This window comes from Lysobacter sp. FW306-1B-D06B, assembly GCF_038446665.1.
Classification (GTDB): Bacteria; Pseudomonadota; Gammaproteobacteria; order Xanthomonadales; family Xanthomonadaceae; genus Lysobacter_J.
The window spans coordinates 3,511,616-3,530,677 of record NZ_CP151802.1; the positions used below are offsets into that span (position 1 = coordinate 3,511,616).

Here is a 19,062-nt window from a genome sequence, read left to right on the forward strand (position 1 = left end):
GCGGCCGTTTGCCCGCATCTTCACGCGGCCTTCGTTGACCCGGCCGCGTTGGCGGCGGCAAGAAGTACGCGCTCGTACGGTTGCAGTGCGCCGCCCGCTGCGGCGGCCGTCAGCGCGTGGCCGCCGTTTGCCGCGCTCGCACGCCCCATAGGATCGACAGGAGTTGCTCCCATGAACCGCAAGCCCGCAACGCTCGTGCTCCTCTTCGCCCTCGCCATGCCGGCCGCCGCACTGGCCGAGGGAAGGCGATTACGCCTGGTGGCAGGTGCTGGTGAATCTGGTCTCGCCGCCCGCGGCCGACAACAAGGTGACACCCGCGCAGCGCAATGCGCCGACCTATCCGCTGCTGGCCAATCCCGCCGGCTTCGACGACGGATTCGCGCCCGGCCACTACAGCGGCTGGCAGACCGTGCAGCTCGCGCCGCAGACGGGCGCCGTATGCGGGAACGGCACGCCGTACAAGTTCTTCGTCAACCGCGTCGCCGACACGCGCAACACGCTCATCTACATGGAAGGCGGCGGCGCCTGCTGGGACTACGCCAGCTGCAAGGGCCTCACGCCGCGCAGCGCGCGCAATCCCGACGGTATTCCGGACGACTACATGTCGCTGCTCAATCCAGGTGCGAGCCTGGTGAGCCCGTTCGTGCTGCGCATCTCGCCGACCGGCGACGTGGTCAAGACGCAGAAGTGGAACCTGGTCTACGTGCCCTATTGCACGGGCGACATCTACAGCGGCGATCGCGTCGCGGTGTATCCCGACCCGAACGGCGGCGCGCCGCTGGTCTACCACCACAACGGCCTGCGCAACGCGCGCGCGGTGGTGTCGTGGTTGAAGGACCACCTGCCGCGGCCAACCCAACTGGTGCAGGCCGGATGCAGCGCCGGCGGCGTGGGCAGCATGCTCAACTACGAACACATGCGCGGCGATCTCGCGCCCAATCGCGCGTTCCTGATCAACGATTCGGGCCCGGTGTTCAGCGCGCCCAATGGCGCCAGTCCGGCGCAGTATCCGTCGGTGCCGCTGTTCGCGACGATCCGCCCCGCATGGGGCCTGGACGCCACCAACGGTCCGATCGACTACCTCGCCGGCCGCCTGGGCCCGGGCTTCAGCCGCAACGACTACGCCACGCTGATTCCCGCGCTGGCGAACAAGCGCCGAAGCGATCGCCTGGGCATCACCTATTTCTGGCAGGACCTGAACTACTCCTCGTATTCCTACGAGCGCTTCTTCCCGGAGATCCAGAACGCGCCGAACCAGGCCGCGAAGGAAGCGCTGCTGCACCAGAAGTGGGCAGTCGACACCACGCGACTGAAGGCCACGACGGATAGCCTGTCCAACGTCGGCGGCTATTTCCCGCAGTTCCGCGCACTCAACGAAAGCCACTGCGACACGATCGTCGACTTCAAGAACGGCGACGTGCAGGAACGCGGGCTGGAGCTGTCGCACTTCATCGACAACGTGCTCAACGGCCAGGGCGCGGTGCTCGACGCTTCGGAAAGCAGCGACCAGGCCGATCGCGCCAAGCCGTTCAATCCCTTCTACGCACTCATCGATGCGCTGCTGAATTGAACCGCGACCGTCCCGCGAACGCCGTCACGGCGTTCGCCGGAGCACCGCACCGGCCATGAAACGTCCCGCGCAGATCGCCATCTTCATCCTCATCGCCGTGCTCGGCGCAGCGGGCGTCGCCTGGCAGGTGCAACGCGTGGACGCGCGCACTGGCGCACCGCCTTCCACACCGTCGGACGTGGAGCGCAACACGACATCGACGACGGCCACGCTGCTGGCGCGTCCGCAGGTACGCGAGTACCAGGAGCGGCTGGCGTTCGAGGAACGCGCGCGCCGCTTCTTCCTGGAATCCTCGACGCTTCCGCCCGCCGCACGCGAACGCGAAGCGCAGGAGATTGCGCGCGGCACCGACCGCTACGCGAACACCGGCGACCTGTCGGCGGGCGAATCGCTGATGCTGCGCATCGGCCTGATCCGCGCCACCGATCCCGACGCGGTGCGCCAGGCCGACCGCGTCGGCGAACTCATCGCGCATTACCGCCTCGACGCCGAACGCCGCAACGCCGCGTTCGTGCAGGCGCAGCAGCACGACCCGGCGTTCAACGATTACAAGCAGCGCGAGCGGCGCGTCGTCGCCGAAGTGATGGCGATGGCGACGATTCCCGACGGCCTCAGCCGCGATGAGTACCTGCGCCAGCGGCTGCAACGCGAACGCGAGATCGCGTACGGCCGCTGACGGGGATGACCTTCAGCGCGATCCCGCCGCAGGCGTGGGTGCGGCCTGCGCGGATTCGTGGCGGCGACGCGACAGCTCGAGCATCGCCTTGCGGTTCTCCTCGTCCAGCGCCGCCCACTGTGCCTGCGGCACGGTGATCTCGTCGATGCCGTCGGGCTTGCCTTCCTGCGCGGCGAGCGCACTGTTCACCGCGCGAATGCCGTGCAGCGCGAGCCAGCGGCGGTCGTACTGCGGCGGGTTCGCACGGTCCCACTCGATCGCACGGCTGACCTGCGGCCATTCGTCTTGCGGGTGCGTCTTCAGATGCTCGCGAAAACGCGTGCCGAACACCTGCCGGATCGTCACCACGCCCGGCACGGCGGTGCGGTCGGTGATGATCTGCGCATCGGCCACCGCGCGCGTGTTGGCGACGGCGAACCAGAACACGCCTTCCTGCGGCCGGCCGCGTTCGAACAGCGTGTCGGACATCGCGAACAGCACCGCCGGGTTGTAGCGCGACGGCTGCGCCAGCACCTCGTCGGCGGCCTTGAAACGCGTTTGCGCATCGGGCGAACGCAGACGCTCCATCGCCGAGCGCGACGGCTCCACTTCGATCTGTGCGTATTCGTCCTGCGCATCGACCGCGACGGTCTTGCCCAGGACGCCCTGCGCGATCGCACTGCCTTGCACAAGACCCAGCAGCACGGCTGCGGCGCACGCGAGCGTGAAACGACGGTTGCGCAATTCCATTGCATGTCCCCGGTTGGCCCCGCGCCAATGTGGGCGGCGCCGGGAGGGACGGTCAAGCCGCGTCCGACGACCGGTCGTGGCGACGCCAGGGGCGACGCGATGACCGGAACAGGATCAGGTACACGCCGGCCACCCACGCCGTCGCGACCGCCCAGCCGGCCAGGATGTCGGAGGGGTAATGCACGCCCAGGTACACGCGCGAGAGGCCCACCAGCACCACGAACGGCAGCATCACCGCCGCCACCGGCCAGCGCCAGCGCGTGTTCCAGGCCAGCAGGAACAGCACGCAGGCCAGCGTCATCGAACCCATCGCGTGACCGCTGGGAAAGCTGTAGCTGGATTCCGGCGCGATGGAATCCCACAGCGACGGACGCTCGCGCGCGAAGGTCAGCTTCGCGCCGATGTTGAGCAGCGCCGAGCCGCCCAGTGCGATGCCCGCGAACACCGCCTCGCGGTTCTTGCGCAGCACGGCGAGCACGAGGACGAAGGCGATGTCGAACGGCACCACGCCCCACTCGTAGCCGAGCCGGGACATGAAGACGAAGAAATCGTCGAAGCCCTGCCGCGCCATCGACTGCGCGAAGCGCAGCAGCGGTTCATCGAAGGCGATGGCTTCCTGCTCGTGGATCTCGTCGGCCAGTTCGCCGAACACCCACAGCGGCAGCAGCAGGCCGCCGAATACGAGCATCAGGCGCAGGCCGTGCCGGCGCAGCACATCCGCGCCGAAGCGCAGCGCGGTTTGCAGCGCGCCGTCGGACTCAGACGCCACGCGCGGCGTCGGCCCCGTACTTGCGCTCGACGTAGCTGTCGATCAGCGCCACGAATTCGTGCGCGATGTTTTCACCGCGCAGCGTCACGGTCTTCTCGCCGTCCTCGAACACCGGCGCCGAGGGCGCCTCGCCCGTGCCCGGCAACGAGATGCCGATGTTGGCGTGGCGCGATTCGCCCGGCCCGTTGACCACGCAGCCCATCACGGCGAGCGTGAGGTTCTCCGCGCCCGGGTGGCTGATCTTCCATTCGGGCATCTTCGCGCGCACGTGTTCCTGCACGGTCTTGGCCAGTTCCTGGAAGAACGTGCTGGTGGTGCGGCCGCAGCCCGGGCACGCGGTGACCATCGGCGTGAACGCGCGCAGGCCCATGGTCTGCAGCAGTTCCTGCGCGACGACGACCTCGTTGGTGCGCGACTGGCCGGGTTCGGGCGTGAGCGAGATGCGGATCGTGTCGCCGATGCCTTCCTGCAACAGCACGCCGAGCGCCGCGCTGGAGGCGACGATGCCCTTGCTGCCGATACCGGCCTCGGTGAGGCCCAGATGCAGCGCGTAGTCACCACGGCGGGCGAGTTCGCGATACACCGCGATCAGCTCCTGCACGCCGCTGACCTTGGCGCTGAGCACGATGCGCTCGCGCGGCAGGCCGATCTCCTCCGCACGCGCGGCCGAATCCAGCGCCGAGCGGATCAGCGCCTCACGCAGCACTTCGGCGGCGTCCAGCGGCTGGGCGAGCTTGTGGTTCTCGTCCATCAGCTGCGCGGCCAGCGCCTGGTCGAGCGAGCCCCAGTTCGCACCGATGCGCACCGGCTTGCCGTGCTTGATCGCCAGTTCGATCAGCGTGGCGAACTGGCTGTCCTTCTTTTTGCCGAAGCCGACGTTGCCCGGGTTGATGCGGTACTTCGCCAGCGCTTCGGCGCAGGCGGGTTCGGCGGTGAGCAGCTGGTGCCCGTTGTAGTGGAAGTCGCCGATGATCGGCACTTCCACGCCCATCATCGCCAGCTTGTCGACGATGCGCGGCACGGCCGCGGCGGCTTCGACGGTGTTGACGGTGACGCGCACCATTTCCGAGCCCGCGCGCCACAGTTCGGCGACCTGCTTGGTCGTGGACGCCACGTCGGCGGTGTCGGTGTTGGTCATCGACTGCACGACGACCGGATGGCCGCCGCCCACGTCGACGCCGCCGATGCGCACCGCGCGTGTGATGCGGCGCGACAGGGGGCCGAACGAGGGCTGGGCGCAGGGGGGAACGGCTTCGGAGTTCATGGGCCGTATTGTAGCCGGGACCGGTTTTCGACAGGCCGCGTCGACGGGCCACCCTCGGTGAATGCCCGCGCCGCGTGAATGCATCCGGGGCGATCCCGGGTATCCTGCCGCATCGCTCGCCCCCACCGCCTTCCCTCGTCGTTCCCGCGCAACGGAGCGACGGCGCCGGAGTTTTCGCCCCACCGCCCGCAATGCCCGACCTGCGCCCCGACGACGTCCTCACCCCCAGCCAGCTGAACACGCTGGCCCGCGACCTGCTGGAGGGGGCCTTCCCCTCGATCTGGATCGAGGGCGAGCTGGGCAACGTGTCGCGCCCCTCGTCCGGCCATCTGTACTTCACGCTGAAGGACGCGCGCGCCCAGGTGCGCTGCGCGATGTTCCGGCCCAAGAGCAGCTGGCTGCGTTTCCAGCCGCGCGAGGGCCTGCGCGTGCTGGGCCGCGGCCGGCTCACGCTGTACGAAGCGCGCGGCGAGTACCAGATGGTGTTCGACCATCTGGAGGAAGCCGGCGAAGGCGCGCTGCGACGGGCGTTCGATGAACTCAAGGCCAAGCTCGCCGCCGAAGGACTCTTCGACGCCGAACGCAAGCGGCCACTGCCGCGTTATGCGCGACGCATCGCGGTCATCACCTCGCCCACCGGCGCCGCCGTGCGCGACGTGCTGAGCGTGCTCGCGCGGCGCTTCCCGCTGATCCAGGCCGACGTGCTGCCCGTGCCCGTGCAGGGCGACGGCGCGGCGGCGCAGATCACGGCCATGCTGCAACGCGCGATCGCCGCGCAGCGTTATGACGTGATCGTGCTGGCGCGCGGTGGCGGTTCGCTGGAAGATCTGTGGGCGTTCAACGATGAGCGACTGGCGCGCGCGATCGCGGCTTCGCCCGTGCCGATCGTCTCCGCCGTCGGCCACGAGACCGACTTCAGCCTCAGCGACTTCGCCGCCGACGTGCGCGCACCGACGCCCTCGGTCGCCGCCGAGCTGCTGGTGCCCAATCGCGACGATCTCCTGCATCGCCTGCATGTGCTCGACGCGCGCCTGCGCAACCTGCAACTGCAGCGACTGCGCGGGGCCATGCAGCGCACCGATCGCGCCGCGCTTCGATTGAACGCGATGCGTCCGCGCGCGCGGCTGGACATGCTCGCGCGTCGCCAGGCCGATGCGCTGCGTCGTCTCGAAGCCGCGTGGAAGCGCCGCCTCGAACACGAGCGCTCCCGCCTGCGCCACGCCGACGCGGTGCTGCGCGCCGCGCATCCCCGCCGACGCATCACGCGCCTGCGCGAGCGCCTCGCCGCGCTCGCGCAGCGGCCGCAATCGGCCATCGTGCGTCGCCTGGCGAACGAGGCGCTGCACCTGCGCGGGCTGGCGCGTTCGCTGGAAGCGGTGAGCCCGCTGGCGACGGTCGCGCGCGGCTATTCGATCCTGCGCCACGAAGACGGCCGCATCGTGCGCAGCGTGCTGGATGCGGCGCCGGGCGATCGGTTGTCGGCACGGTTGACGGATGGCGAGCTGGCGGTGCGGGTCGAGCCGCACGACGGCAACGCCTGAGGCGATGACGCGGGCATCAGAGCTGTCATCCCCGCGAAGGCGGGGATCCAACTCGCCGACGGTGTTCCGGCTCGATCATGCATGATGCGCCTGACAGTTGGATTCCCGCCTTCGCGGGAATGACGGCTCTCCAGGATCGCGGCATGCCGCGACCGCCCATGTGACCCACGCGTAACGCAACCTCGCCTACCCTTTCCGCCTCGTTCTGACGGGAGCAGACCATGGCCAAGAACAAGAAGAACCGCGCCGGCAAGGGACTGAAGTCGAGCTATCCCTATTACCTCGCCAACCGTCCGGTCGCGGCCAACACCGCGCTGGAGGTGCTGGACAAGTACAGCGGCGAGCGAGCCACGCGCGTGGCGCTCGCCGATGCGGCGGCGGTGCGCAAGGCCATCGTCGCCGGCTACCAGGCGCGCGAATCGGTGGCGGCGTTCCCGCCCGACGCGCGCCGCGACGTGCTCGAACACTGCGTGCAGCGCTTCACCGAACGCTTCGACGAACTCGCACTCGCGCTGTGCATCGAAGCCGGCAAGCCCATCCGCGACGCACGCGGTGAAGTCACGCGCCTGATCGACACCTTCCGCATCGCCGCCGGTGAGGCCACGCGCATCGGCGGCGAAGTGATCGAAATGCAGATCTCGCCGCGCACGCGCGGCTATCGCGGCATGGTCAAGCGCGTTCCGGTGGGGCTGTGCAGCTTCATCACGCCGTTCAACTTTCCGTTGAACCTGGTCGCGCACAAGGTTGCGCCGGCGATCGCCGCGGGCTGCCCGTTCGTGCTCAAGCCGTCGGAGAAGACGCCGATCGGCGCGCTCATCATCGCCGAGGTGCTCGCCGAGACCGACCTGCCCAAGGGCGCGTTCTCCGTGCTCGCGTGCAGCAACGACGACGCCGCGCAGCTGGTCGAGGACGAACGCGTCGCGTTGCTCAGCTTCACCGGCGGACTGGTCGGCTGGGACCTGAGAGCACGCGCCGGACGCAAGAAGGTCACGCTGGAACTGGGCGGCAACGCGGCGTGCATCGTTGACGAGGATCCGGGCGTGTCGCTGGACCATGTGGTGGAGCGCCTCGTGTTCGGCGCGTACTACCAGAGCGGCCAGAGCTGCATCAGCGTGCAGCGCATCTACGCGCACGCGGCGGTGTACGAGAAGCTGCGCAAGAAGCTCAAAGCCGCCGTGTCGAAGCTGCGCATGGGCGATCCGCGCGTGGAGACGACCTTCATCGGCCCGATGATCGACGAGAACGCCGCCAAGCGCCTGGAGTCGTGGATCGCCGCCGCGCGCAAGGGCGGTGCGAAGCGGCTGGTGGGCGGTGATCGCCAGCGCAACCTGGTGCCGGCGACGCTGCTGGAGAACGTGCCGCGCGATGCCGACCTGTATCGCAAGGAGGCGTTCGCGCCGGTGGCGCTGATGGAGCCGTTCGAGGATTTCGAGCAGGCTTTGGACCGCGTCAACGACAGCGACTTCGGCCTGCAGGCCGGCGTTTTCACCGGCCGGCTGGAGCATGCGATGCGCGCCTGGGACCGGCTGGAGGTCGGCGGCGTGATCGTCGGCGACGTGCCGAGCTTCCGCGTCGACAACATGCCCTACGGCGGCGTGAAGCACTCCGGCCTGGGCCGCGAGGGCGTGCGCAGCGCCATCGAGGACATGACCGAGCCGCGCCTGCTGGTGATCCGCGACCCGGTCGGCTGAGCCGCCAATCGCCTCAACCCCGTTTGGCGCGGGCAGGCGTTCATTACCGGCGACCCAACCACGGAGTTCGCCGATGAACCGCACGACCCTTGCTCCCACGCTGTTGTTCGCTGCGGTGATCGCCGCGCTGGCCGGCTGCCGCAGCACGTCCGATCCGGCCCAGCAAGCCGACGCCGAAGCGCGCGCCACGCGCGAAGAGGCATACAAGCGCCAGGCCAAGGCCATTGCGCCGCCGACGGAGCCGGCGACGCTGGATCGGGTCGAGATCTCCGGCAGCCGGCTCGCCGACCAGGCCCAGTACGCCCCGCCGGCTTCGCCGCCGGCGCCGATGGCGCTTCGCGAATCGGCCGCTGCGGTGATGCTGGTACGCCCGGCTCCGATGGCCGCTCCAGCCAACACCGAGAAGTACGCGCAACGCACCGACAACCCCGTGCAGCGCGCCGCCGAGCAGCCCGTCTCCACGTTCTCCATCGACGTGGACACCGGCAGCTACGCCAACGTGCGCCGCATGTTGAACGACGGCGAACGACCGCCCAGCGACGCCGTGCGCGCCGAGGAGTTCATCAACTACTTCGACTACGGCCACCCCGCGCCGACCACGCGCGAGACGCCGTTCCGCGTCACCACCGAACTCGCACCCGCGCCCTGGAACGCGCAGCGTCAGCTGCTGATGATCGGCATCAAGGGCTATGACGTTCCCAAGGCGACGCTGGCACCGGCGAACCTGGTGTTCCTGATCGACACCTCCGGCTCGATGCAGGATCCCGACAAGCTGCCGCTGGTGAAGCAGGCGCTGCGCCAGCTGGTGCCGCAGCTGCGCGCGCAGGACCGCGTGTCGATGGTGGTCTACGCCGGCAGCGCCGGACTCGTGCTGCCTCCCACGCCGGGCGACCACCACGGCGAGATCCTCGCCGCACTCGACCGCCTGGAAGCCGGCGGCAGCACCAACGGCGGCGACGGCATCCGCCTGGCCTATGCGATGGCGAAGCAGAGTTTCGTCGAAGGCGGCGCGAACCGCGTGATCCTCGCCACCGACGGCGATTTCAACGTCGGCACCGTGGATCAGAACGCGCTGGAAACGCTGGTCTCCGAACAGCGCAAGAGCGGCATCGCGCTGACTACGCTCGGATTCGGCACGGGCAACTACAACGACGAGATGGCCGAACGCCTGGCCGACGTCGGCGACGGCAACCACGCCTACATCGACAGCGTGCGCGAGGCGCGCAAGGTGCTGGTGCAGCAGATGGGCGGCACGCTGCTGACCATCGCGCGCGACGTGAAGATCCAGGTGGAGTTCAACCCCGCGCAGGTCGCCGAGTACCGGCTGATCGGCTACGAGAACCGCATCCTGCAGCGCGAGGACTTCGCCAACGACAAGGTCGACGCGGGCGATATCGGCGCGGGCCATCAGGTGACCGCGCTGTACGAGATCACGCCGGCCGGTTCGGCCGCGCAACGCATTGAACCGCTGCGCTACGGCGCGAAGGCGACGCAGGCGGACAAGTCCGGCACGGGCGAACTGGCCCACCTGCGCCTGCGCTACAAGCTGCCGGGGCAGGACAGCAGCCGCCTGATCGAAACGCCGATCCTGGCCTCGACGCTGACGCGTACACCGAGTCCGTCGCTGCGCTTCGCCAGCGCCGTCGCGGGCTTCGCCGACGCGCTGCGCGGCGGCGAGCGCATGGACGGCTGGAGCTGGGACGCGATGATCACCACGGCACTTGGCGCGCGTGGCGACGATCCGCGCGGGGAGCGTTCGGAGCTGATCCAGTTGATGGATGCGGCGCGTCAGCAGTCCGCGGGCGATGAGCGCGTGGGCATCCGGCAGTAACGGACAGCCGCACGTTCACTCCCTCTCCCCTAGCGGGAGAGGGAAACGCCGCGCAGCGGCGAGGGAGAGGGGCCGGCTTTTCGCGGCAGCGCCACAGCCCTCTCCCTGGCGCTGCGCGCCTGTCCCTCTCCCGCAAGGGGAGAGGGAGAGATGCCCAGTCGTCGATCAAGTCGCGCGAGCAGTCCGCACCGCGATTAACCCAGGCGCAACTCAGCCCGTAACAGCCAGCCGCAACGGCACCACGTTCGTGCGCTCGGCCGGATAGCCGAACAGATAGCCCTGGCCGTAAGTGCAGCCCAGCTCGCGCAACGTCGCGCGCTGGGCTTCGTTCTCCACCCCTTCGCCGATGGTGTGGATGCCCAGCGTGCCGGCCAGCGCCTGGATCGCGCGCACCACCGCCACGCTTTCAGGCTGCGTATCGCCGACCAGGCCCGAGACGAAACTCTGGTCGATCTTCAGGCATTCGATCGGGAAACGGTGCAGGTACGACAACGCGGAGAAGCCGGTGCCGAAGTCGTCCAGCTGCGCCAGCACGCCGTGGCTGCGCAAGGTGCGGAGCATGCGCAACGCGCGCGGGACGTCGTCCAGCAGCGCGACTTCGGTGATCTCGATGCGCAGGCGGTGCGGGTCCGCGCCGGCCTGGTCGATCATGCGCAGAAGGCGGTCGGCGAAGTCGGACGAACGGAAATGCCGCGGCGAGACGTTGACCGAGATGTAACCCTCGCCACCGCGCGCCAGCTCCTCCATGACCTGCCGGTAGAGGATCCAGTCGACTTCCTCGATCAGCGCGCTGTCTTCGCCCACGCCGATGAACTCGCTGGGCGTGAGCAGTCCGCGGCGCTCGTGGCGCCAGCGCAGCAGCGCTTCGTGGCCGATCACGCGATGGTCGTCCAGGCGCACGATCGGCTGGTAGAACGCGACGAAGCCGTCGCCGTTGATGGCGCGGCGCAGGTCGGCTTCCAGGTCGAGGATGCGCACGGCTTCCTCGCGCATGGCCTCGTCGAACACGGCGCAACGGTCGCGGCCGGCGGACTTGGCGCGGTACATGGCCGCGTCCGCGTCGCGCAGCAGCTCGGCACCGGTGCGATAACGCGGGTGCCACAGGGCGATGCCCAGGCTCGCCGACGGGAACACTTCGCGGCCGGCGATCCAGCACGGCTCGCCGAGCGCGCGCAGCACGCGCTGCGCAAGGTCTTCGGCCACCTGTGGGCCGTCGATGTCTTCGATGAGGATCGCGTATTCGTCGCCGCCCAGGCGCGCCACGGTGTCGCCGGTGCGCACGGCGTCGACGATGCGGCGTCCGGTTTCGATCAGCAGTTCGTCGCCGGCCGAATGACCCACCGAGTCGTTGACCAGCTTGAAGCGGTCCAGGTCGAGGAACAGCACCGCGAAGGTGCGCTGCGAATCGCTCTGTGCACGCGCGATGGCGTGCGAGAGACGGTCCAGCAGCTGGCTGCGATTCGGCAACCCGGTGAGCGCGTCGTGCGTGGCCTGGTGGGTGAGCTGCTGCTCCACGCGCAGGCGCTCGCCAATCTGCGAGAGCAGCTCCGCGTTGGCCTGCGCGAGTTCGCGCGTACGCGATTCCACGCGCTGCTCGAGTTCCGCATGCGCGGACACCAGGCGGTCCTGCGACTGCTTGCGCGCCAGGCCGATCGAGATGTGGTGCGCGACGAAGGTCAGCAGCTCCTGGTCGCGCACGCTGAAGCTGATCGCCGGCGAATAGCTCTGCACGGTGATCACGCCGACCACCGATTCGTTGCGGAACAACGGCACGCCGAGCCAGCAATGCGCCAGCGAACCGCGACTGCGCACCAGCCCCTGCGACTCCAGCGCGGCGATGCGCTTGCGGTCGGCCAGCAGCGGGCGGCCGCGCGCGATCACGTACTCGGTCAGGCCCGAGGTGAGGTTGCGCGTCACGCGCACGGCGTCGCGTTCGTCGATGGAGTACGGGAATTCCAGCCGCTCGCCGTCCTCGGTGAGCAGCGCGATGTAGAAGTTGCGCGCGTACAGCAGGTCGCTGACGACGTCGTGCACCTGCGTGTAGAAACGCTCCAGCGTCTCGGAGGTGATCGACAGCTCGGCGATGCGGAACAGCGCGCGTTGCAGGCGCTCGGCGCGCTGGCGCTCGATGATCTCCGCCTGCAGGTCGCGGTTGCTCAGCTGCAGCGCCTGGGTGCGTTCCTCGACGCGGCGTTCGAGTTCCTCGCGCGCGTGGAAGCGGTCCAGCGCGGTGAGGATGTGCTGGGCGACGAAGGCCAGCAGCGCGCGTTCCTCTTCGCCGTAGACGTCCGGGCGGTCGTAGCTCTGCACCACGATCGCGCCGCAGATGCGCTCATCGCGGCGCATCGGCACGCCGAGCCAGTCCTCGCTGTCCGGGCCGTGCTGGATGTCGCGCGCCACGCCCAGGCGTTCGCGGATCTGCGCGGAAGGGCCCTGCAACGGCTCGCCGTGGCGCAGCAGCGCGACGGTCACGCTGTTGGGCATCTCCTCGATGGGGATGTCGCGCTCGGGCTCGGCGACGTAGGTGTCGCGCTGGTCGGCGAAGTACAGGAAGCGCAGGCTGTCGCGCACGTCGTCGTACAGCACGATGTACAGGTTGGCCGCGTACATCAGGCCGGCGACGACGGTGTGGATCCGGCGCAGCATGTCGGCCAGTTCCAGGTCCGAACCGGCCAGGTCGGCGATCTCGAACAACGCCTGCTGCAAGCGCTCGGATTTCTCCAGCGATTCGGCGCGGGCCAGCGTGCGCAGGGCGACGAGGTGGGCGCCGATGACGATTCGCGCCAGCGCCACCCACATGGTCCGGGTTTCCGCGCCGATCGGGGCCGGCAGCTGCGCGGCGATGGCCACGCGCACGCCTTCGTTGGTGGTCCAGCAGGCTTCGATGCGCTGGGAATGCTGGCCGAGCGGATCGCGTCCGAGCAGCGATTCGGCCCGGTTGGCCAGCGCGGTGGTCGCGCCCATGGAGGCCGAACCGGCGACCGCGCCGCCGTGGGGGTCGCGCCACAGCACCGCCACCTCGGAACCGGCCGGCAGGGCTTCCTGCAGGGTGTCCGCGAGCGCGTCCCGCCCGCTTCGGGCGTCGACGATTCTCACGGCCTTTGGCCTGGTTCGTGTGGACACTGCGGAAGGGACCCCTGGGTGGACGGGGCAGGATAGCGCGGCAATTCGCCCGCGTGCTCAACCCCATCCAGAACTGCGACCCGTTCGTCTGAATATGAACCTCGCAACATGGGACTTCCCCGGCCCCGCCCGCTTCACGCCGGCGTCCTCACCCCGTACGCTGCCGCGCATGAATGCGGGTGCGGACACCGACGATGACGTGCTGATGCTGGCCTGGGCGGCCGGCGACGCGGCGTCGTTCGAGCTGCTCTACGCCCGCCACCGGGGCCCGCTGTACCGTTTCCTGCTGCGCCAGCTGCGCGATCCGGCGCTGGCGGACGAGTTCTTCCAGGACGTCTGGCAGCGCGTCATCGCCGCCCGTCATGGCTGGAAACCCGAGGCCGCATTCAGGACCTGGCTCTTCCGCATCGCCCACAATCGCCTGGGCGACCATTGGCGCGGCCTGAAGCACCGCCCGCCCGCGCCGGACGATGCCGACGAACGCGCCGCGCGCGTGCCCGACCCGACCAGCCCGGAGCGCGAACTGTCCGAGTTCGAACAGCGCCGCCGCCTGCAGCTGGCCATCGAAGAGTTACCTGACGAGCAGCGCGAAGTGGTGCTGCTGCGCCTGGAGCAGGAACTGAGCCTGGAGGAGATCGGCGCCATCACCGGCGCCGGCCGGGAAACCGTCAAGTCGCGGCTTCGCTATGCGATGGACAAGCTGCGCGCGAGATTGAACGAATGAACCGCTTCGACGACGAACCGCTGAGCCCGGAAGAACGCGCGCTGGCCGACCGCCTGGCGCGGCTGGGTCCGCACGACGGCCCGTCGGCGGCGCTCGACGCGAAGATCCTGGCCGCCGCGCACGCGGCCGTGGCGCCTGCGCCGTCGCGCCGCCGTCGCTGGCTGGGGCTGGCGGCGCTGCCGGGCGGCCTCATCACGGGCGCAGGCATGGCCGCGGCACTGGTGCTGGTGGTCGGCGTGGTCTGGCAGCTTCGGCCGTCCGACCCGGCCCCCAGGCCCGCGCGGAGCGAAGGCGTCGCCTACGTTTCGGCCGAGATCATCCAGCGCAAGCAGCCCGTCGTGGCGCCGCCTCCGCCCGCCGAGGCCGCCGTTGCCAGGGCGCTGGAGCCGGCTCCGATCCAGCGCCGAGTCGCATCGGCGCGAAGCGAGGCCGCACCCGCGATCGCCAGTGCCCCGCCGCCCATGCCGGCCGCAGCACCGGCGCCGAAAATCATGGCGACCGTCGGACCTGACGAACAGTCCCACTACCTCGACGAGGCCATCATGCAGGCGCCCGCCCCTGCGGCGTACTCGTCGGCGCCTGCGGCAGCGGCACCTGCCGCACCGGCCCCGCCGGCCGCCCTGTCGAGCGAAGCGGCTGCGGACGCCGCCCGCCGCGAGGCGTTCGGCCTGAAACGGGCACGCCAGGAAGAGGCCTACAGCGAGACGACGGCCGCCGCCGAATCACGCGCGGCCGCGAAAGCGAGCGCCGAATCGGCGACGCTGGATCGCATCGAGGTGTCCGGCAGCCGCGTGAAGAACGACGCCTCGCTGATTTCCGCCGTGGTGCTGGCCGACATTCCGCTCGACGAGGATGCCCGACTCGAAGCCAAGGCCTGGCTCGAACGCATCCGCGAACGCCGCGCCACCGGCGACATTGACGGCGCGCGCGCGAGTCTGGCGCGCTTCCGCCAGGTCCATCCGGATGTGCGCGTGCCGCGCGACCTGCGCGCCCTCGCCCAGCCTCCCGCGACGCGATGAGCAGCACGCTGGCCGGCCCGACCTCGCACCTGCTGGAGGTCAAGCACAGCCGTTTCCTCGTCCATGCCGCCCCGGTGGACACGCCCGAGCAGGCGCTGGCCTTCGTCGCCCAGGTCGGCGATCCGGCGGCCACGCACAACTGCTGGGCCTACCGCATCGGCAGCGAATACCGTTTCAACGACGACGGCGAACCGGCCGGCACCGCCGGGCGACCGATCCTGGCGGCCATCGACGGCCAGGGACTGGACCGCGTGGTCGCCGTGGTCACGCGCTGGTTCGGCGGGATCAAGCTGGGCGCCGGCGGGCTGGTGCGTGCCTATGGCGGCAGCGCGGCCGAATGCCTGCGCGTGGCAGCGCGACGCGAACTCATCGTCCACGCGGACCTCCGCCTCGCCTACCCCTTCACCGAAACCGGCGCGGTGCACGCGCTGATCTCGCAATTCGATGCGGAAAAGCTCGACGAACAGTTCGACGCCGACGGCGCCCGGCTGCATGTGCGCATGCCGGCCGATCGCGTGGAAGGCTTGAAAGTCCGCCTGCGCGACGCCACCCGGGACCGGGTGCGCTTCTTCGATACCTGAAACGTCCACCTCCTACGCGCTGGCGCGGAAACTTCCGACCCGGCCGCGAGGTCTTGTTCGCGTTCGCGAATGCCCCGCCGCCTTCATACTGCCCCCTCGATGACCGACGCCTCCTCCGCCAAAGCCCCCATCGGCAGCCTGCGCACGCTGTGGCCGTTCGTCCGCCGGCACCGCACGCTCTTCATTGCGTGGCTGTTCGCGCTCGCCGCGTCCAGTGCCGCCACGTTGAGCCTGCCGGTCGCGTTCCGCACGATGATCGACCAGGGCTTCGCCCAGGGCGGCGGCGCGGCCATCGACCGCGCCTTCCTGCTGCTGTTCGCCGTGGCCGTGGCGTTGGCGCTGGCGACGGCGGCGCGCTTCTTCTTCGTCTCGCTGCTGGGCGAACGCGTGGTCGCCGACCTGCGCGAGCGTCTGTACGCGCACCTCATCGGCCTCGATGCCGGTTTCCACGACCGCAACCGCAGCGGCGAGCTCGTCTCGCGCCTCACCGCCGACGCGGAGCTGCTGCGCAACGTGGTCGGCACCAGCATGTCGGTCGCGCTGCGAAGCCTCGTCACGGTGATCGGCAGCCTGGCGATGCTCTTCATCACGGCGCCGCGCCTGGCGGCGTTCGCGCTGGTCGGCATTCCGCTGGCGGTGCTGCCGATCGTGATCGGCGGGCGGCGCCTGAAGAAGATGTCGCGCGCCAGCCAGGACCGCGTCGCCGACGCCAACACGCTGGCCAACGAAACCCTCGGCGCGATCCGCACCGTGCAGGCGCACGCGCGCGAACCGTACGAGCTCGGCCGCTTCGGCGCCGCGCTCATGGAAGCGGTGAACACCGCGCGCCGCCGCATCCAGTCGCAGGCGTGGGTCACGGCGATCGCCATCACGCTGATCTTCGGCGCGATCACATTGGTGCTGTGGTCCGGCGCGCACGACGTCGTCGCCGGCCGAATGACGGCCGGCACACTCGGCCAGTTCGTGCTGTACGCGCTGATCGGCGGCGGCTCGGTCGGCGCGCTGGCGGAAGTGTGGAACGAACTGCAACGCGCGGCCGGCGGCATGGGCCGCATCAGCGAATTGCTGGTCGAGACCGCCGACGTGCAGTCGCCGACGCACCCCGCACCGCTACCGCTACCGGTGCGCGGCGAGCTGTCGTTCGACCACGTGAGCTTCCACTACCCGCTGCGTCCCGACGCACCTGCGCTGGAAGACTTCGACCTGCACGTGAAGCCCGGCGAGACGGTGGCGCTGGTCGGTCCGTCCGGCGCCGGCAAGAGCACCGTATTCTCGATGCTGCTGCGCTTCCACGATCCGCAGTCCGGCACGATCCGCGTGGACGGCGCGGACATCCGCCAGCTCGACCTGGCCGCATTGCGCGAATCCATCGCGTTGGTGCCGCAGCAGCCGACGATCTTCGCCGCCAGCGCGCGCGACAACATCCGTTACGGCCGTCTGGATGCGACCGACACCGATGTCGAGCACGCCGTCGAGGCCGCGCACGCCGCGGACTTCATCGCCGCGCTTCCGCAGCGCCTGGACACCGAACTGGGCGAACGCGGCGCGCGCCTGTCCGGCGGCCAGCAGCAGCGCATCGCCATTGCCCGCGCGCTGCTCAAGGACGCGCCGATCCTGCTGCTGGACGAAGCCACCAGCGCCCTGGACGCACAGAGCGAGCGCGCCGTGCAGCAGGCGCTGGAAACGCTGATGGAAGGCCGCACCACGCTGGTCATCGCGCATCGCCTCGCCACCGTGCTGAAGGCCGACCGCATCGTGGTCATGGACCGCGGCCGCATCATCGCGGAAGGAACGCACGAGCAGTTGCTTGCCCAAGGCGGGCTGTATGCGGAGCTGGCGAAGCTGCAGTTCCTCGATTAAGTCGTGGCGGCTCCCGCCGCCCACGCACGCGCCATCAACGCGCCCAGGTCGAAATCCCGCGACAAGGTCCCGTACGCATTGCCGTGATCGCCACCGATTCGGCTGGTGCAGAACGCGTCCGCCATCGGGCTGTCGGAGCGCAGGAGCAGGCTGGCCTGCAGCGCCATCGCGAGCGCTTCCACCCAGCGCCGCGCTTCGACTTCGTGCAGTGTGGCGCGGCCTTCCAGCACGGGCCGGAGTTCGTTGAGCTCGGCGTCGAAATCCGGATCCAGATGCTGCGCGGCCTCCAGTTCGGCCAGCAGCGCCTGGCCTGTCTGCGGCTCGCGTTGCAGCGCACGCAGCACATCCAGGCATTGGATGTTGCCGCTGCCTTCCCAGATCGAGTTCAGCGGCGCCTGACGGTACAGGCGCGGCAGCATCGATTCCTCGATGTAGCCCGCACCGCCCAGGCATTCCTGCGCTTCGTTGACGAAGCCCGGCGCGCGCCGGCACACCCAGTACTTGCCGACAGCGGTGGCGATGCGCGCGAACGCCGCTTCCTGTGCGTCGTACGGCGCGCGATCCACCGCCCGCGCCACCCGCATCGCCAACACGATCGCCGCCTCGGCTTCGACCGCCAGGTCGGCCAGCACGTTGCGCATCAGCGCGTGATCGGCCAGCGGCTTGCCGAACGTCGCGCGGTGGTGCGTGTGGTGCATCGCCTGCGCCAGCGCCATGCGCATCTCTGCGGCCGCGCCGAGCATGCAGTCCAGGCGGGTGAGCATCACCATTTCGAGGATCGTCGCCACGCCGCGTCCTTCCTCGCCGATGCGGTACGCCCAGGCGTCCATGAACTCCACCTCGGACGAGGCGTTGGACCAGTCGCCGAGCTTGTCCTTCAGGCGCATCAGCGCGAAGGCGTTCTTCGCACCGTCGGGCGTCCAGCGCGGCATCAGGAAGCAGCTCAGTCCGCCCGGCGCCTGCGCCAGGACGAGGAAGGCGTCGGACATCGGCGCTGAGAAGAACCACTTGTGACCGACCAGCCGGTATTCGTTTTCCGCGGCCAGTGGCGTGGCGACGGTGCGGTTGGCGCGCACGTCGCTGCCGCCCTGCTTCTCGGTCATGCCCATGCCGAGCGTCACGCCGAGCTTGTCTTCGCTGGGGAGGTCGCGCGGGTCGTAGAACGGCGACACCGCCTTGGTTTCCCATCCCGACAGCTCCGGCGCGTGGCGCAGCACGGGGATTGCGGCATGCGTCATCGTCAGCGGACAACTGGTGCCCGGCTCGACCTGGTGGTGGAGGTAGCTCAACGCCGCGCGCGCGATGTGCGAACCCGGCCGCAGTTGCGACCACGACAGCCCCGCCACGCCGTGCTCGATCGCCACCTGCATGATGCGGTGGTAGTTGGGATGGAATTCGACCAGGTCGATGCGCTGGCCGAAGCGGTCGTGGGTGCGCAGGCGCGGGCGGTCGCGATGCGCGTCGAAGCTCAGCCGGTAGACCTCGTCGCCGGCGAGGGCGCCGTAGGTCGCCAGCGCATCGGCGAAGTCGCCGCCGCCTTCGCGCACGACCGCCTCGCGCAACGCGGCGTCGTCGCGCCACAGATCGCGCGGGGCGAACTCCGGCGGCTGGTTGTCCACGCGGTGCGTGACGAACGGCGGCAACGGTTCCATCGGCGACTCCGGCGAGGGATCGACCGATTCTA

General features: G+C 69.7%; 14 protein-coding genes. 9 read left to right on the forward strand and 5 right to left on the reverse strand.

The features are described 5' to 3' along the window. Positions 1 to 265 precede the first annotated feature (265 nt). Together AAFF32_RS16235 and AAFF32_RS16240 are read left to right on the forward strand one after the other, a co-directional pair. Entirely contained in the window at positions 266 to 1,570 is a 1,305-nt protein-coding gene (locus tag AAFF32_RS16235) for a pectin acetylesterase-family hydrolase (protein WP_342315765.1), read from the forward strand. A 55-nt stretch (positions 1,571 to 1,625) separates the two neighbouring features. Then, positions 1,626 to 2,246 (forward strand): hypothetical protein, encoded by a 621-nt coding sequence (locus AAFF32_RS16240; RefSeq protein WP_342315766.1) that lies wholly within the window; start codon positions 1,626 to 1,628, stop codon positions 2,244 to 2,246. Positions 2,247 to 2,258: 12 nt separating this feature from the next. Here AAFF32_RS16240 and AAFF32_RS16245 read toward each other — a convergent pair whose 3' ends face one another. The 3 genes from AAFF32_RS16245 to ispG form a co-directional block, all read right to left on the reverse strand. Further along, positions 2,259 to 2,975, reverse strand: a complete 717-nt coding sequence (locus AAFF32_RS16245) for a hypothetical protein (protein WP_342315767.1) — start codon at positions 2,973 to 2,975, stop codon at positions 2,259 to 2,261. 52 nt (positions 2,976 to 3,027) lie between these two features. Further along, on the reverse strand, positions 3,028 to 3,663 hold the full coding sequence (locus tag AAFF32_RS16250; RefSeq protein ID WP_216964184.1) for a phosphatase PAP2 family protein: 636 nt from the start codon (positions 3,661 to 3,663) through the stop codon (positions 3,028 to 3,030). Between the two features lie 70 nt (positions 3,664 to 3,733). Beyond that, complete coding sequence (ispG, locus tag AAFF32_RS16255; RefSeq protein WP_216962301.1) at positions 3,734 to 5,008, reverse strand: flavodoxin-dependent (E)-4-hydroxy-3-methylbut-2-enyl-diphosphate synthase; 1,275 nt, start codon at positions 5,006 to 5,008, stop codon at positions 3,734 to 3,736. Between the two features lie 191 nt (positions 5,009 to 5,199). Here ispG and xseA point away from each other — a divergent pair, with 191 nt between their 5' ends. The 3 genes from xseA to AAFF32_RS16270 all read left to right on the forward strand — a co-directional run bounded on the left by xseA (position 5,200) and on the right by AAFF32_RS16270 (position 10,071). Continuing rightward, positions 5,200 to 6,549: an exodeoxyribonuclease VII large subunit gene (gene xseA, locus AAFF32_RS16260; RefSeq protein WP_342315768.1), complete on the forward strand. Its 1,350-nt coding sequence runs from the start codon at positions 5,200 to 5,202 to the stop codon at positions 6,547 to 6,549. 221 nt (positions 6,550 to 6,770) lie between these two features. Next, positions 6,771 to 8,240: an aldehyde dehydrogenase family protein gene (locus AAFF32_RS16265; RefSeq protein WP_216962307.1), complete on the forward strand. Its 1,470-nt coding sequence runs from the start codon at positions 6,771 to 6,773 to the stop codon at positions 8,238 to 8,240. A gap of 358 nt (positions 8,241 to 8,598) precedes the next feature. Next, the gene (locus tag AAFF32_RS16270; RefSeq protein WP_342317294.1) at positions 8,599 to 10,071 is read left to right on the forward strand and encodes a VWA domain-containing protein; all 1,473 of its coding nucleotides are present in this window, start codon (positions 8,599 to 8,601) and stop codon (positions 10,069 to 10,071) included. Positions 10,072 to 10,281: 210 nt separating this feature from the next. On the opposite strand, the gene AAFF32_RS16275 is transcribed toward AAFF32_RS16270, so the two are convergent. Continuing rightward, on the reverse strand, positions 10,282 to 13,167 hold the full coding sequence (locus tag AAFF32_RS16275) for an EAL domain-containing protein (protein WP_342315769.1): 2,886 nt from the start codon (positions 13,165 to 13,167) through the stop codon (positions 10,282 to 10,284). 196 nt (positions 13,168 to 13,363) lie between these two features. Here AAFF32_RS16275 and AAFF32_RS16280 point away from each other — a divergent pair, with 196 nt between their 5' ends. The 4 genes from AAFF32_RS16280 to AAFF32_RS16295 all read left to right on the forward strand — a co-directional run bounded on the left by AAFF32_RS16280 (position 13,364) and on the right by AAFF32_RS16295 (position 17,378). Then, positions 13,364 to 13,918, forward strand: a complete 555-nt coding sequence (locus tag AAFF32_RS16280) for an RNA polymerase sigma factor (RefSeq protein ID WP_342315770.1) — start codon at positions 13,364 to 13,366, stop codon at positions 13,916 to 13,918. Next, a complete protein-coding gene (locus AAFF32_RS16285) occupies positions 13,915 to 14,937 on the forward strand; it encodes a hypothetical protein (RefSeq protein WP_216962315.1) in 1,023 nt (340 codons plus the stop codon). Before AAFF32_RS16280 ends, AAFF32_RS16285 begins: the two co-directional genes overlap by 4 nt. Beyond that, positions 14,934 to 15,518 carry a YigZ family protein gene (locus tag AAFF32_RS16290; RefSeq protein WP_216962318.1) on the forward strand — a complete coding sequence of 195 codons (585 nt, stop codon included), beginning with the start codon at positions 14,934 to 14,936 and terminating at the stop codon, positions 15,516 to 15,518. The genes AAFF32_RS16285 and AAFF32_RS16290 overlap by 4 nt, the downstream gene beginning before the upstream one ends. Positions 15,519 to 15,617: 99 nt before the next feature. Continuing rightward, entirely contained in the window at positions 15,618 to 17,378 is a 1,761-nt protein-coding gene (locus tag AAFF32_RS16295; protein WP_216962321.1) for an ABC transporter transmembrane domain-containing protein, read from the forward strand. Here the strand turns inward: AAFF32_RS16295 and AAFF32_RS16300 are convergent. Beyond that, entirely contained in the window at positions 17,375 to 19,030 is a 1,656-nt protein-coding gene (locus AAFF32_RS16300) for an acyl-CoA dehydrogenase family protein (protein WP_342315771.1), read from the reverse strand. The two genes, AAFF32_RS16295 and AAFF32_RS16300, sit on opposite strands and share 4 nt — an antisense overlap. Between the last annotated feature and the right edge of the window lie 32 nt (positions 19,031 to 19,062).